Genomic DNA, 14,534 nt, shown 5'->3' with positions numbered 1-14,534 from the left:
AGAAGATGGGCTTTTTCCACAAGGGCAGCAACGGCCAAGGCATTGCGCCCGGCGATGTCTGCCTCTCGCCGCCATCCCCGCCCGCGGGTCCGGTTCCGGTACCCTACGTCAATATGCTGTCGTCATCCGACCTGACCAAGGGCACGAAGAGCGTCAAGATCGATGGCGAACCGACAGCCATCGAGAATGCCTCGGAAATCTCCACCAGCACCGGCAACGAGCCGGCCACCCAAGGCCTCGGCGCGGGGGTCATAACTCACAAAATCAAGGGCAAGGGCGTCTTCAAGCTATGGTCGTTCACGGTAAAGGCGGAAGGCAAAGGCGTCGACCGTCATGGCGATACGATGGACCAGAATACCGCCAGCGACCCGCCGCCCAATTGCGTCAACCCGGCCGCGTTCAACAAGTTTCTGGCGACCTTGACCAAAGACCAAAAGACCACGAAGTGTGCGGAAAAATACGACCGGGTCGCACACCGCCCCAAGCGCAACGATGACCAGGCGGCCAAGGTGAATGGCAAGGCCTGCTGGCAATGCAAAAAGACCAGAAGGGGTCGCCACTCGAAGCTGGTTGCAACTCCTCCCAAGGGCGAGATGAAGCAGGAGATGGTCCATGATCATCAACCGCCGCTTTGCGTCGCGTGGGAGATGGGTGGCTGCAACATGAAGATATCGCCCGACGCATTTTTGGCTCATTTTTCGACGCCGCAGTCGGTCAAGCCGCATTGTGGCAGGTGCTCAACATCGCAAGGCTCTCCAGCCGCTAGCTATGCCAAGAACTTTATCGACGATATGCCTGTGAAACTTGGGCGATGAGCGATGCGTGACATAGAAGAAATCAGAGACAGCTACATAGGCGAACTGCTCACCATCCAGCCTGAGTTGGAGGATTGGTGGGACGACATGGTCGCAGATGAGGGGCAGGCAGTCTGGAAGCGCTGGCCGACGGGTATCGCGGGGCATCCGCGGGTGTTGGCGATCTTCCGCAAGCATTATCTTGAGATTGTTGCCTGGAACAATGCGCAAGTCGCTGAGGGCGACGAGCCGGAGGAGAAATGGGGCATTGACAGCAGCGGCCGAAGCCAGAGTTTCGAGTGGCCTGTCGAAATCCTCATCATCAACATCCGGCATTTCGCCCCGGAACTCCAACCTATCATCGATGGCCTGTGCTTCGTGCCGATGGCCATGAATCCCGACGACGAGGTTGAATAGTGGCACTGATCACACGCTACAGTCCCGAACTCGGTATCAGGCGTTTGCTGGCGCAGCCTCGTGATGTCGCCCCGTCGTCTGACATCCGCGTCGCTCGCGGGCACGACGAGGCCAGCCCGATGCACAAAACCCTGTTCGCCGAGTATGTGGCGGAGTTGACGGATGCCTACGACATTGCGGTTGAGTGGTGGACAGACATCATCTCCACCGAAGAAGAGCTTCAGGGCAGCCGCGAGAAGGCCCTCGAGAAAGCCTTCAACGACCGCGTAGCAGGTGCCGCAGCCAGTCCGAATGTGGTCTGGGTGATACGCCGCTATTGGTTGAAATGCGTCACGGTCAACGTCACTGCGGGCGAAGAGGCTGGGGTCGCGGCCGAGACCTTCCTGCTGCAATGGCTGATCGACGCCGGCGAGCAGGAGTTGGTCAAGCTTGTCGCCTGCATGCCCTATTGGCCCATCGGTCAGAACGAAAAAGGCAATTGGTGCTGAACCATAATGTTTGCGATCTGGATCGAGAATCGTACGCCATTCGTTGCCGGCACGTTTGTCCAGGCAAATGCGGACGGCAATGAGGTTTTCCTAGCCGTTTTCTCGGCCAGCTTCGATATGTCGGAAGATGCCAGGCAATTTCAGCCGGCCGCGGAGCAACTCCCGGTGAGCTTTGGAGACGTACCGTTCGGCGACCCTGCCTGCTCGTCAACCCGTTACGAAGGTGAGATTGCGTGGACCAAGCCTGGGATCGACGTGATCTTGAACGGCCAAGCATACGCGCCGCGCGAAGGGCGCGTCGCTGAAATGCAGGTCGGGTTGAAGCTCGCCAGCATCCGCAAGGTGCTCAACGTGACCGGCGATCGCCTCTACGATGCGGGCGGCTACAGCCAGCCGCATCCCTTCGCCAGGATGCCGATCGTCTACGAGCGTGCATATGGCGGAACCGACGATAACGGCAGGACCGATCTACGCAATCCGCTTGGCGTCGGCTTCCATCATGCCCGCTCTGCGGACAAAGCCGTGAAGACACACGCACCAAACGTCACCTATGCCAATGAGCCGTTCCGTAGCCCATCCGATCAGTCAAGGCCGGCCGGGTTTGGGGTGGTTGGCCGCGGCTGGCATCCAAGACTGCCATTGGCGGGTACTTACGATCAGGCCTGGATCGACAATCAATGGCCTCTTCCGCCAAGGGATTTCGATGCGCGCTACAATCTCTGCGCGCCCGCCGATCAGCAGTTACAGCAGCTGAACGAAGGCGAGGAGATCAGCGTCATCGGCATGACGCCGGATGGCCGCTGGAACTTCCATCTGCCGCGCGTCGTGGCGCCAATCCGCCTGCTTTACGACGACCGTGCGGAGGATCGTCCCTTCCGCATCGACACGGTCATCATCGAGCCGGATTTGCGCCGCGTTACGCTGAAGTCGCGCTTGTCCATGGTCACCAGGCGCAACACACCCGCACTCAGGGAGATCGTCTTCGGCCATGTGACGCCAGCCTTTCTCCTCGCTCGACGCAAGCGCAAAGCCTATCTCAGCCCGCGCGGCGACGACGGACTGATTGCCGAGAGGGCGACATGGCTGGGCTGAAGGCTCCGATCTACATTATGGGCGGTGGCGCCGTTACACCGGCCGGCCTCAATGCGCGCCAGACACTGGCGGCGATTCGGGCCAGCCTTTCCGCGTTCGAGCGGCGTACCCTCGTCGACCCGTTCGGCGACGATCAGACCGTTTCCCGCATTCCCTCGCACTACTCCCTTCGCCTCACCGAAAACGCGTGGCTCACCAGCATGGCTGCACGCGCCGTGAGCGAGGCGCTGGAAAAGGGTGGTGTCGCAGCTGGCGCCAGCGCTTTGCTGCTGGTGACGCCGGAGGCGTTCCGGGAACATCTGGCCTTCTCGGAGAGGCCGGCCAGCGTGTTTCTCACCGACCTGCAAGACACGCTGGGCGAAAGGTTCCATCCCACCTCGCGCGTGGTCGACGGTGGCGCGGCGGCCTGCATCGGACTGCTGGGCAAGGCGGCGGACCTCCTTGCAACGCCGGGTGTTGAGCAGGTTCTGCTGGGTGGCGTCGACAGCCTGGTGAACGACAAGGATATCGCCCGCCTCATGGCCGCCAACCGCCTGAAGGCCGAGGATAACGCGCAAGGCCTTGTGCCGGGCGAAGGCGCCGCCATCGTCTGCCTGCGCCGTTCGCCCGGTCGCGATTTGCCGGCCCAATGCGTTATTCACGGCGTCGGCGCTGCTTTGGAGGAAAACTCCGTGCTGTCGGAAAATCACAGCCAGGGTCGAGCTTTGGTAGCTGCCTGCCGCGCCGCAATCGAGGGCAAGGGGCCGACCGAGCCCGACATCAAGTTTATCGTCAGCAACGACAATGGTGAACGGTATAGCGCCTGGGAGGGTTTGATCGGACGTCCACGCTTCTACCGGACGCGCCGCGAGACCCTTCCAATGGCCTATCCCGCGATGACGATAGGCGATATCGGCGCCGGTGCCGGCGCGCTCACACTGCTCATTGCCGCCGACAGCTTCGCCAAGGCCTATGCCCCTGGCAAAGTCGCCATGTGCGAAGCCACTTCGGAAGCCGGCATGCGCGCTGCCGCGCTTGTGAGCGCGGTCCGGCGCGGCTGATCGCGTCTCCCCGCGGAGCTGGACGGATCTTCACATCCACGCCGGAATTGGCTGTGAACGCCGCCAGTTGGTCAGCGCGATCTCCGCGTTGGCAAGCGCTCCCCTGATGGCATCCACCTTCAGCCGCCGCATGGATTGGAATTTTTCGAACCTCGCCGGACCCCTGCCATTGTCCCACCAAGCCTGTGCCTGCGAAGCAGAGGGCAGTGGCGTCGCCTCAATAGTCTCGAACTCCGGCCCGAGCTTGGCCGCGTCCGTGACGAACACATCTGTATCGTTAAAATCAATCTCGATCAGGTCGCGCAGCGCCAGCCCTGCAGCGTAGGCAAGTTCCGGCGACTGCATCTTCTCGATGAGCCACGGCACTATCGTCTTGTCACCCAGCAGTCCGCTCGTCGCGACTGCCACCTGCCGCGTTGCTGGAGAGGATGCGAATTGCTGCCACCAAGACTGCGCCGCAATCGATGGTGTGGTGAGCAGCCGGATTTCCATGGCGGCTCCCGCAAGCTTCGGGTGGCTGACAAGCATCTTGTCGAGCACGGGCTGCGCCAGCCGCGCCTCGCCCAGCAGGCAGGCCGCTACCGCCGCCTCCAGCCGTTCGTCGGCGCCCCGCGCCTGCAGACAGGCCGCAACCTCGCCGACCACATCGCGACGGCGCAGCGCACCCGCAAGCTTCAACGCCCGGCGACGCACTTCGGCGTCACGGTCGGTCAGCAACTGCGCAAGCCTGGGTCCGGGATTGACGCTGTGGTGATGCAGTGCGCCGACGCCCAACGCACGCTCCATTGCGACTGGCGAATCCAGCCAGCGCGCAACGAACGGCTTCAACCTGTCAGGCGAGCTGCGCGCAACCGCGCCGGACAGCGCCGACAGCCCACGCTTGCCAAGCGGCCCCGCACTCTCGAGGACAAACTTGATAGCGGGCGCGGATTGCCATTCGAATGCCAGAGCTCCCAGCAGAAACAGTTCGGGCGGCTCCTGGTAGTCGGCAAAGCGTGCCGCCGCGAGATCCCATGCTGCCTGGCCCGCCGCGAACAGCCCATCGAGATTGGCGTCGAGCCGCTGGTCAATACGGCCGATGTCGAAAGCGCCCATCACGGGACCGTCGATCTCCTTTGCACGACGGTGCCACAGGAACGCGGCATCCTCGACATGCTGCTCGATAATCGCCGGGATTGTCGCAATTTGCTGCATGGACGTCTCAGTTGAGATGAACAGCCGCACCCCGCACACGGTTCACACCGCTTGCCTGGCTGCTCAACTGACTGCCGCGGATCGAGATGCGGCCGTTCTTCTCCAGGATGATGGAGGCCAGGCCGCAACGCAGCTCGATACGCTCCTTGGCCTTCAGCGTCACGGTTTCGCCGTCGCGAACCACCTGCACTTGTTCGCTCGTGTGTGTCGGTTCCACGATGCGCCCGACGACGAGCGGGCGGCTCGGATCGCCGCCTTCGAAAAGCAGCGCCACCTCCGCGCCGACTGCCGAGGAGTCGAGCCTCGCCAGGCTGCGAGCCCTGAGCGCCGTCTCGCCGGGATTGCCGACGAACACCACCAGCGGCGCGCCATCCTCGAAGCCGATCAACAGCCCGATGACGACCCCGTCGATGCGTTCAACCGATTCGTCGCGTCCAGTCATTTCAGTTGTTGAAGACATTGCTACCCTTGATCTTGACGTCGCCGTCAGCTTTGACCTGAACATCGCCGCTGCCCTGGATGCGGATGTCCTTGCCCTTGATGGAAATCGTGCCATCCTTCTTCATGTTGATCGAGGCATCGCCGCATACCAACGTGATCTCGTCGGTGGCATCGATCATCAGCTTCTTGCCGACCTTGATGGTGCTGTCTTCGGCAACCTGGATGCCGCTGCCCTTGCCGACTTTGAGCGCGTACCCACCTCCGACATCGGTCGCATCGTCGGCGGCGATCTTTGCCGACCTGGCTTTGCCGATCTGCGACGACTGCGCACCGCCGATAGCGAAACTCTGGTCCGCGCCAACGGTCACGCTCTGGGCGGCGCCGATTGTCCAGCTGTCCGCCGCGCCTATTGTGTGCGTCTGTCCGGCGCCCACCGTCATCGAGCGCGATGCGCCGATCTGGTTCGTCTGCACCGCACCGACGCTTCTGGTCTCTGCCGCGCCGACACTGTCGACGCGGGCCGCGCCCACCGTGATCGTCTGCACGATCGCCACGGTCTGCGTGTGATTGGCGCCGATGGTCTCCGTCGAGTTCGACCCGATGCCGATCGTTTCATCGACCCCCACCGTCAGCGAGCGATTCTTGCCCACCGTCTCTGTATCGTTCGAGCCAATATTCGTCGTCTGATCGACGCCGACCTTGACCGTCTTGTTGTTGCCGACGTCCTCGTCGAGATTGTGGCCGACGGAGTGCTTGGCGTCGTGGTCGATGCGGTCGGACTGGTCGTGCTGCACCGTCTTGTTGCGGTCGTGCTTGATCAGAAGGTGATGGTCCTTCTGCGCCTGGAAGTTGACGAGCTCCGAGCCGGCCTTGTCTTCGAACATCAGCTCGTTGTAGCCGCCACCGCCCTTCGACGAGTTGGACTTCCAGCCCGACTGCGTGGCGTTTCCGGGCAGGCCGTAGGGCGGCATCTGCGAGGCGTTGTAGACCCTGCCGGTGATGATCGGCAGATCCGGATTGCCTTCGATGAAATCGACGATGACTTCCTGGCCGATGCGCGGGATCTGGATGAAGCCCCAGCCGCTGCCGGCCCAGGTCTGCGACACCCGCACGAAGCAGGAGCTCTTCTGGTCCTTCTTGCCGAGGCGATCCCAGTGGAACTGCACCTTCACCCGGGCATATTTGTCGGTGAAGATCTCCTCGCCGGAGGGACCGACCACCGTCGCCGTCTGCGGCCCGCGCATGATCGGCCTTGGCGTCATGCGCGGCGGCCGATAAGCAACTGAGGTCGGCGCCAAGCCGAGCACCACCTTGAAATTCTCGCCATCGGTGTCGACGCCGGCGCGGTAACCCGGATCGAACAGTCGGTACTCGGCGCTGAGCACCAGATAGTCCTTGTTCTGGTCGTCGCGCGGAAAGCCGTCGAGCTTGAAGGTGCAGCCGGAAAACAGGCCGCGCACCGTGCCGACGGCGGCAATGCGCAGGTGTGGCGCCTGGATTTCTTCGCGCCTGATCGCCGCCAGGCTGTCGCCGCGCCCGACTTCCAGATGCGCGCCGGGGTGGCGATAGTTCTCGCCCGCGGCCTGCTTGTGGCCGAAGGGCTGCGCCGACTTCGCCATCAAATCGGCGGCGGGTTTTTCGAAGTCATAGTCGGTGTGGGCATAGGCGCCGGGGCGCACCGCGCTGCCTGGAATCCAGTCGGTGATGTATTCGACGTCGCGGCGCGAGCCCTGCCCTTCGAACTGATATAGCACCGTCTCATAGCCCGGCGCCGGCTTCAGCTTGCTCATGGCGTCGGCCAGGATCAGCGTGTGCTCGCCCTCGGCATGCTCGAAGAAGTACATTATGCCTTCATGCTCGAGCAGCCGCTGCACGAAATCGAGGTCGCTCTCGTCATATTGCACGCAATATTCGCGCGGCGGATAGGAGCCTTGCAAGCGCTTCTCGAACTTGGCGATGCCGCCATATTTGGAGAAGATCTCCTCGACGATCTCGACGGCGGTCTTGTCCTGGAAAATGCGGCAGTCGGTGGTATTGCCGAGGAACCACAGCCACGGCCTGACGACCGCCTCATAGTGAGCCAGCCGATCTTCGATGCGGGTAAGGCGAAACTCGGCGATAAGGCCGCTGAACCAGCGTTTGGGATCGGCCTCGCCTTCGATCGAAACGGCGCCGCCCAGCATCTTCAGCGGGTCGATATCGGCATTGGTCGAGACAAATCCAACGGTGTAGGCAAGGCAGCGGCTGATCTCGTCGCGGCCGACGAGATGCGTGAAAGTCAACAGTTCGGCGCCGACCGGCGTCTGCACAAGCGCGGCGCGTTGTTCACTCGGCATGGGTCGTGCCCCTCCTGAGCGCTAGTGTGGCAGGTTCGATGCCCTTCTTGTGTTAACGACCTCACGTTCAGGGACATTTCGCAACTTGCCACCCAAGCCATGTTGAGCCTACCACATGTTCTATGGCAGACCAAAGAGGACAAGCGGCAGGCAGTTGCTGTTGGCGCCGCTTTCGCCAGTGTGAAACGCCGCTCTCCCGCTGTGCCCGCAAGCTGCTAGACTGTGGCACATCGGATCAATGGAAACGGCAGCGGTCGACGGTCCATAGCGCATGTTCATCAGTCTGCAGATCAGCAATGTCGATGTCCTGCCTGCCGGGCTGCCGCCCGGCTACGCATCGCGCGACCGCGGCTTCGAGATAGGGCGGGAGAACTGTGCCTGGACCTTGCCCGATCCGGACAAGTTCATCTCCGGCCGGCATTGCGAAATCCGCTACGAAGGCGGCGCTTTTTTTCTCCACGACGTCTCGCGCAACGGCACATTCGTCAACGGGTCGAGCCAGCGCCTGACCGGCCCGCACCGGCTGGCTCAGGGTGACCGGCTCCGGATCGGCCGCTATATCGTCTCGGTATCGATCGATGACGGGAACCCAGCCTTCGGTGGCCATGGTTCGACGCAACGGCAGATGCCCGTTGGATCCTTTCCAGACCATGCCGCATCGCCACGGTCACCGACCGCGCCGCCCGCTTCGCTCTCCAGCCGGCCGCAGCAAGCCGACGAGATCCTGCGCGCGATTGCCGCCGGCGCCGGCATTCCGCCAGAGGTGCTTTTGCTGCGCCAGCCGCAGGAGGTGGCCGGCGAGATCGGCGCGGTGCTGCGCATCGTCGTCGACGAACTGGTGCTGCTGTTGAAGGCGCGCGCCGCTGCAAAAGTCCTGGCCAAGACCAGCGACCGCACCATGATCAATTCCGCCGACAACAATCCGCTAAAGTTCGTGCCCGGGACAGACGAAATCCTCGACATCATGTTCGCGCGGCGCAGGGCCGGCTATCTCGATGCCCGGCACAGCATCGAAGACGCTTTCCACGACCTCAAAACGCATGAATTCGCCACCTTCGCCGCCATGCAGGCAGCGCTGTCGCGGTTGCTTGACGATCTGTCGCCCGAGGCGATTGCGAAAAAACTGCCGCCATCCTCCTTTGCCTCGAAGAAGACGCGCGCCTGGGACGCACTGGTCGCGACCTGGCGGGCCAAGGAGGAAGCGCACGAGAACGGCATGCTGGACATATTCCTCAGCTATTTCAGCGAAGCCTATGCCAAGGCCGCCAAACAGAAGACCGGCAAGGGCTGAGCTCCGCGCACTTCTGAAGACACCGTGAAGGCCGACCCAGGCGCCCGCCGCGACCAAAATTGCGCCGGGTTTCCATCGCAACCTTCTGAGACTACGATCACATACGACGATTGAGCACGCGGGTACGGTTGGTCGACCTCGGGGTTCTGCGGCACATGTCATGTCACGGCGAGATAGCGTCCTGCGGTCCGCGTTCGCGCGGACATGGCGCTGTGCGTCGCGGCGCGCGGGCGTAGAGGCAGGGATCGGCGATGAGCTCGAAGGATGATCCTTTCGATCCGACCGGCAAAACCGTCATCCGCCCCAGCCGCCCCAATCCCGGCCGCAAGCAAAAGACGGTTCTCGCCCGCGATGCGCCGGCCCCCGGCAGTACGGTGATCGCCCCTGCCAGCGTCCCGGAACCCACGGTTTTCGATCCCAACGCCGGCCGCCAGCCGCCGTCCGACGTCACGGGGACGGTGATCTATCAGGGAACGCCCTTCGCCAACGCGCCGGCCGATCCGCCCGTTCACGGCTCAGCCGGGACGGCGGGGAAAACGCCATGGGATGCGCTGCTCGGCGCCAGCGATGCCGTCGATTATGGCGCGGCCAACCCGATCGTCGCTGCCGCGGCGCCCTTGCTGATGCTGCTTGGGCATCTGCGGCTGATGGCTGTCGAAAGACCGGCCGAGAAGCTGGCGCAGCATGTCGCCGGCCTGATCGAGGATTTCGACCGCAAGATCGCCAGGACCGATACCTCGGAAGAGGATGCGCGAATCGCCAGCTATGTGCTTTGCGAAACCGCCGACGATATCGTCGCCAATCTGCCCGGTTCCAGCCGGGATGCTTGGGCGCAGCAGGCCATGCTGCAGCGCTTCTTCCAGGTCAAACCCACCGGCGCCGGTTTTTTCCAGGCGCTGAACACGGTGCTGGCGACGCCGGAACCTCATCGCAATCTCATCGAGCTGATGCATGTCTGCCTGTCGCTTGGCTTCGAAGGCCAGTATCGCGGCCAGCCGCGCGAGAGCCTCGAACGGGTCCGCCGCGACGTCTACGAGACATCAGCCTATTTCCGCATCCTCGGTGACGACGACATCTCGCCGCGCTGGCAAGGCTTGTCGGTCACATCGGCGCAAGGCTCCAGGCGGGTTCCGCTCTGGGCCATAGCCGCTGCAACCGCAGCGGGCTTGACCGCAGCCTTTTTCACGCTGCGGGTCCTCATCACCAATGATGGCGAGGCTATTGCCGGCGAGTTGCTGGCGCTCAATCCGGCGACGCCGGTCACCATCGAGCGCACCGGTTTCGTGCCGCTGACCGAGGAGGTGAAGGTCGTCGCAGCGCCAACGACGATTGCGCAGGTCGATCGCATCCGCACTGCCTTGGCCAAGGAGATCGAAGGCCGCGGCGTCAGCGTCGGCACTAAGGGTGATTTCATCATCGTGGAAATCAGCAACGCCCTGCTGTTCCAGTCGGGACGAGCCGAGGTCAAGCCGGAGTTCGAGCCGGTGGCCGCCAGCATCGCGGCGGCTCTCGACGCGGAGCGCGGGCCGATCCGGATCGTCGGCCACACCGACAACGTCAAACCGAAGAAGACCAGCGCCTTCAAATCGAATTTCGACCTCTCCGTCGCACGTGCCCAGTCGGTGGAAAAGATGATCGCAGCGCATTTCAGCGATCCGTCGCGGACAAAGGTCGAGGGCAAGGGCGAGGACGAGCCCATCGCCGACAATGCAACGCCGGAGGGCCGCGCCAAAAACCGCCGTGTCGATGTAATGATCCCGCGGGAGGAGATGCTGTGACCGGCTGGCTGCTGCGCATCTTCAGCGCGCTCGCGCTCGCCGGCTTTGCCGCCGCGGTCTGGTACGCCGGCCCGTTAATCCGCTTTGCCGGCGCCCGGCCGTTGGATCCCATCTGGCTGCGGGCAGCGATCATCGGCATCGTCGTCGGAACGGTGGCGATCATCTATGCAATCCGGTTCTGGCGCAGGCGCAAGGCGCAGAAGGCGCTGGAGGCCGCCATGGCCAGCGCCGAGGATGACGGCAGCGATGCAAAGGTGCTGGAAGCTCGCATGAACGAAGCAGTCGCGACGCTCAGGCAGTCGAGCGGCAAGCGCAACTTCCTCTACGACGTCCCCTGGTACATCGTCATCGGCCCGCCGGGCGCCGGCAAGACCACCGCGCTGGTCAATTCCGGCCTGAACTTTCCGCTTGCCGGGTCGGGCCAGGCGCAGCCGGTGGCGGGTGTCGGCGGTACGCGCAATTGCGACTGGTGGTTCACCGACGAGGCGGTGCTGATCGACACGGCCGGGCGCTACACGACGCAGGATTCCCATGCACGGACCGACAGCAAAAGCTGGCTGGCGTTCCTGTCGCTGCTCAAGCGGCACCGGACGCGTCAGCCGATCAATGGCGTCATCCTGGCGATCAGCCTTGCCGATCTGATGGCGGACGGAGAGCAGGCGGCCCGTGTCGCCGAGATCCGCAGCCGCCTGCAGGAAATCCACGAGGTCCTGAAGGTCCGCTTTCCCGTCTACGTGCTGTTCACCAAGGCCGACCTGGTCTCCGGATTCATGGAATATTTCGGCGGTTTCGACGAAGCACGCCGGCGCAAGGTGTGGGGCGCGACCTTCCAGACCGCCGAGCGCGGCCTGAACATGGTCGCAGAAGCGCCAGCCGAATTCGACGCGCTGGTGAAGCGCCTGACCGAAGAGATGAGCGAGCGGCTGCAGGCGGAGACCGATCCGGTCGCGCGCATCGCCATTTTCGGCTTCGCCGCGCAGCTCGGTGCGCTGAAAGGCCGGATCGTGAATTTCCTCGAGGGCGTTTTCGAGCCGACGCGCAAGCAGCTGAACGCCCCCCTGCGCGGCCTGTATTTTTCTTCCGGCACGCAGGAAGGCACGCCGATCGACCAGTTGCTGGGCAGCATAGGCCGCAGTTTCGGCAGGAATGCCCAGGCGCATCTTTCCGGCACCGGCAAAAGCTTCTTCCTGCACGATCTGTTGAGCCGCGTCATTTTCGCCGAGTCCGGCTGGGTGTCCTATGACAGGGCGGCCGACAGGCGCGTTGCGATCGCCCGCTACGCCGGCCTGACAGCGATCGCGGCCATAGCGATCGCCGCGCTTGGCGTTCTCGGCCTGAGCTTTACGACCAACAAATCGCTGGTCGCCGCGACCGGCCAGGCGGCAGGCCAATACCGCGCGACAGCCGCGCCGCTGCTGGCCAGCACGACGGTGTTGGATGCCGACCTCGAAACCGTCATCGGCGCGCTCGATGCGCTGCGCGGCCTGCCGGACGGCTACGATACGAGAGACCAGCCCACCCCGGCCACGGCGACGTTCGGCCTCAGCCAGCGTGAACGTATCCTTTCGGCCTCCGAGACCGCCTACCGGCAGGGGCTGGAGCGGATGTTCCGCTCGCGCCTGCTGTTCCAGCTCGAACGCACGATCGAGGCCAGGATGGCCGATCCGATGGCGCTGTACGAGCCGTTGAAGATTTACCTGATGCTGGGCGGCAAGGCGCCGAAAGTGGATGACGAGCTGGTCGTCACCTGGCTGAAGCGGGACTGGGAACAGAACCGCTATCCCGGCGCCCACAATCGCGACGGCCGGGCGCAACTGGAGAAGCATTTGCGCGCCATGCTGGCGCTCGACGATGACCAGGATCCCTCGTTCGAACTCAACCGCGGGCTGGTCGAATCCGCCCAGCGCTCGCTCGGCCGCATGAGCCTTGCCGATCGCGCCACCGCGCTCATCCAGTCGGCCACCTATGCGGCGGCGCTGGACGATTTTTCGGTGTCATCGCAAGCCGGCGCGGAGGCGCCGATGCTGTTCGAGCGCAATGACGGAAACGATCTCGCCGGCCTTCGCGTCCCCGGTCTCTACACCCATGCCGGCTTCGACTTCTATCTGGCGCAACTTGCCAGGAGCGCGCAGGCGCTGGTCGACGATCAATGGGTGATCGGCTCGAGCGGCGAGCAAGGCGGTTTCGACCAGGAATTGCTCAAGCTCGGCCCGGAGCTGCTCGATCGCTATGGCAAGGGCTTTGCGGCGGCGTGGAACGAGGTGCTCGACAGGTTGAAGTTCAAGGCAATGGCCGCCGACAAACCGCAATATCTGGCGCTGTCCGCAGCGGGATCACCGAGTTCGCCGCTGATGCAGCTGTTCGAGGCGATCGCGCGCGAAACAGCTTTGACGCAAGAGCGCAATCCGGCTGCGCCGTCTCAAGTCAGCGACCAGGAAATCGCCGCGCGCGCCAAGGGCCTCGCCCGCATCGGCATCGAGCTTGCGGCGCGCAAATCGCAGAGCCGGGCCGGGACCGCCTTTGTCAGCACCCAGAACCAGGATCCCGGCGCCAACATCGAAGCCCAGTTCCGGTCTTTCCAGGCTTTGGTGGCCGGGGCGCCGGGGCAGCGGCCGCTCGACGCCCTCACCCAGAATTTCCGCGAAATCTATCAGAGCATGCGGCTGGCCGCCGATGTCCCCGCCCAGACGGACCAGGCCAACGCCAATCTGCAGCTGCAGATCTCGACGTTGCGCGCCAATGCTTCGCGGCTGCCGAAGGCGCTGGCCAGGATGGTGAGCGCGGCGGCGGACGGTTTCGAGGGCACCGTCGCCGAAACATCGACCACGCATCTCAACGAAATGCTGGAGGAGACCGTCGGCCGTCCGTGCGAAGAGGTGATTGCCGGGCGCTTTCCATTTGCCCCCGCCGGCACCGACGATGTCGCCATGGCGGATTTTGCGAGATTGTTTTCTCCGGGCGGGGTTCTTGACCGGTTCTTCGCGCAGAACCTGGCGTCGCTGGTCGACATGAGCGGCCAGGACTGGGACTGGAAACAGGACACCAGGTTCGGCCGCAATCTGGCGAAATCGACGCTGAAGAACTTTCAGCTCGCGGCACAAATCCGCGCGGCTTTCTTTCCGCTCGGCGGGCCGGTGCCGTCGATCAACATCACCTTCACGCCGCTGTCGCTGCATGGCGATGCCGACATGGCGCTGCTCAATATCGACGGCCAGGTGCTGCAGGCCACCCAGGCCGGCAACACGCCGGGCCTGATTCCGTGGCCGGGCAAGACCGGTTCGGCCAGTCTCAGCCTGACGCCGGAGCTGCCCGGCCGCGAGTCCGCAATCAAGTTCGACGGTCCCTGGGCGTTGAAACGATTGCTGGACAAGGGGCAGGTCACCGCCAATGGCGATAGTCTCGAAGCGCATTTCGTCATCGGCGGACGGGATGTCGCCTACACGATCAAGACCGGGGAGAACGGCAACCCATTCACGCTGCCGGCGCTTTCCGCGTTCAGCTGTCCGAAGGCTTTCTGATGGGGAATTGCATGGCAGGACCAGCGATTGCAGGACGCAGAGACAGCGGCGGCACCACACGGTCCGTCATCAGCGGCTTAGATTTCGATACTCTAATGAATGGGGCTGTGGCAGACTGGCCAGGCACGTCAGCCAAGGCGTTGCG

11 protein-coding genes are annotated in these 14,534 nt (G+C 63.6%); 8 read left to right on the top strand and 3 right to left on the bottom strand.

Annotation, left to right across the window (positions count from 1 at the left end; genetic code table 11):
* The first annotated feature begins 5 nt into the window (after positions 1–5).
* Genes NLY37_RS00765 through NLY37_RS00745 form a run of 5 tightly spaced genes read left to right on the top strand, consistent with a single transcriptional unit; the run spans position 6 to position 3,831 of the window.
* A complete protein-coding gene (locus NLY37_RS00765) occupies positions 6–815 on the top strand; it encodes a DUF4150 domain-containing protein (protein WP_198024917.1) in 810 nt (269 codons plus the stop codon).
* Between the two features lie 3 nt (positions 816–818).
* Entirely contained in the window at positions 819–1,211 is a 393-nt protein-coding gene (locus NLY37_RS00760) for a hypothetical protein (RefSeq protein ID WP_023692186.1), read from the top strand.
* The gene (locus NLY37_RS00755) at positions 1,211–1,699 is read left to right on the top strand and encodes a hypothetical protein (protein WP_023692187.1); all 489 of its coding nucleotides are present in this window, start codon (positions 1,211–1,213) and stop codon (positions 1,697–1,699) included. The genes NLY37_RS00760 and NLY37_RS00755 overlap by 1 nt, the downstream gene beginning before the upstream one ends.
* 6 nt (positions 1,700–1,705) lie before the next feature.
* Positions 1,706–2,791 carry a DUF2169 family type VI secretion system accessory protein gene (locus NLY37_RS00750; RefSeq protein ID WP_023692188.1) on the top strand — a complete coding sequence of 362 codons (1,086 nt, stop codon included), beginning with the start codon at positions 1,706–1,708 and terminating at the stop codon, positions 2,789–2,791.
* A complete protein-coding gene (locus NLY37_RS00745; protein ID WP_023692189.1) occupies positions 2,779–3,831 on the top strand; it encodes a hypothetical protein in 1,053 nt (350 codons plus the stop codon). The genes NLY37_RS00750 and NLY37_RS00745 overlap by 13 nt, the downstream gene beginning before the upstream one ends.
* Before the next feature lie 30 nt (positions 3,832–3,861).
* Here NLY37_RS00745 and NLY37_RS00740 read toward each other — a convergent pair whose 3' ends face one another.
* From NLY37_RS00740 to NLY37_RS00730, 3 genes are read right to left on the bottom strand one after another with little or no spacing between them, the layout of a single operon-like run.
* Complete coding sequence (locus tag NLY37_RS00740; RefSeq protein WP_156933885.1) at positions 3,862–5,055, bottom strand: hypothetical protein; 1,194 nt, start codon at positions 5,053–5,055, stop codon at positions 3,862–3,864.
* The gene (locus NLY37_RS00735) at positions 5,033–5,467 is read right to left on the bottom strand and encodes a DUF6484 domain-containing protein (RefSeq protein ID WP_023692191.1); all 435 of its coding nucleotides are present in this window, start codon (positions 5,465–5,467) and stop codon (positions 5,033–5,035) included. The genes NLY37_RS00740 and NLY37_RS00735 overlap by 23 nt, the downstream gene beginning before the upstream one ends.
* A gap of 1 nt (position 5,468) precedes the next feature.
* Entirely contained in the window at positions 5,469–7,802 is a 2,334-nt protein-coding gene (locus tag NLY37_RS00730; RefSeq protein ID WP_023740619.1) for a type VI secretion system Vgr family protein, read from the bottom strand.
* Between the two features lie 271 nt (positions 7,803–8,073).
* Between NLY37_RS00730 and tagH the strand changes: the two genes are divergently transcribed.
* From tagH to tssM, 3 genes are all read left to right on the top strand, one after another.
* Entirely contained in the window at positions 8,074–9,093 is a 1,020-nt protein-coding gene (gene tagH / locus NLY37_RS00725; RefSeq protein WP_023740618.1) for a type VI secretion system-associated FHA domain protein TagH, read from the top strand.
* Positions 9,094–9,344: 251 nt separating this feature from the next.
* On the top strand, positions 9,345–10,871 hold the full coding sequence (gene tssL, locus NLY37_RS00720) for a type VI secretion system protein TssL, long form (RefSeq protein WP_023732200.1): 1,527 nt from the start codon (positions 9,345–9,347) through the stop codon (positions 10,869–10,871).
* On the top strand, positions 10,868–14,389 hold the full coding sequence (gene tssM / locus NLY37_RS00715) for a type VI secretion system membrane subunit TssM (RefSeq protein ID WP_023732201.1): 3,522 nt from the start codon (positions 10,868–10,870) through the stop codon (positions 14,387–14,389). The genes tssL and tssM overlap by 4 nt, the downstream gene beginning before the upstream one ends.
* Positions 14,390–14,534: the final 145 nt, after the last annotated feature.

The sequence above is a fragment of the Mesorhizobium sp. C395A genome (assembly GCF_030323205.1).
In the GTDB taxonomy this organism is placed as follows: domain Bacteria; phylum Pseudomonadota; class Alphaproteobacteria; order Rhizobiales; family Rhizobiaceae; genus Mesorhizobium.
Note: the sequence above shows the minus strand (reverse complement) of the source record. Positions and strands in the feature narration are given on the sequence as shown.

Bases quoted from the DNA above. Each gene is read 5' to 3' on its own strand.
- NLY37_RS00750 (WP_023692188.1), top strand. From the start codon at position 1,706: ATGTTTGCGATCTGGATCGAGAATCGTACGCCATTCGTTGCCGGCACG.
- tssL (WP_023732200.1), top strand. From the start codon at position 9,345: ATGAGCTCGAAGGATGATCCTTTCGATCCGACCGGCAAAACCGTCATC.
- NLY37_RS00745 (WP_023692189.1), top strand. From the start codon at position 2,779: ATGGCTGGGCTGAAGGCTCCGATCTACATTATGGGCGGTGGCGCCGTT.
- NLY37_RS00730 (WP_023740619.1), bottom strand. From the start codon at position 7,802: ATGCCGAGTGAACAACGCGCCGCGCTTGTGCAGACGCCGGTCGGCGCC.
- tagH (WP_023740618.1), top strand. From the start codon at position 8,074: ATGTTCATCAGTCTGCAGATCAGCAATGTCGATGTCCTGCCTGCCGGG.
- NLY37_RS00765 (WP_198024917.1), top strand. From the start codon at position 6: ATGGGCTTTTTCCACAAGGGCAGCAACGGCCAAGGCATTGCGCCCGGC.
- NLY37_RS00760 (WP_023692186.1), top strand. From the start codon at position 819: ATGCGTGACATAGAAGAAATCAGAGACAGCTACATAGGCGAACTGCTC.
- NLY37_RS00735 (WP_023692191.1), bottom strand. From the start codon at position 5,467: ATGACTGGACGCGACGAATCGGTTGAACGCATCGACGGGGTCGTCATC.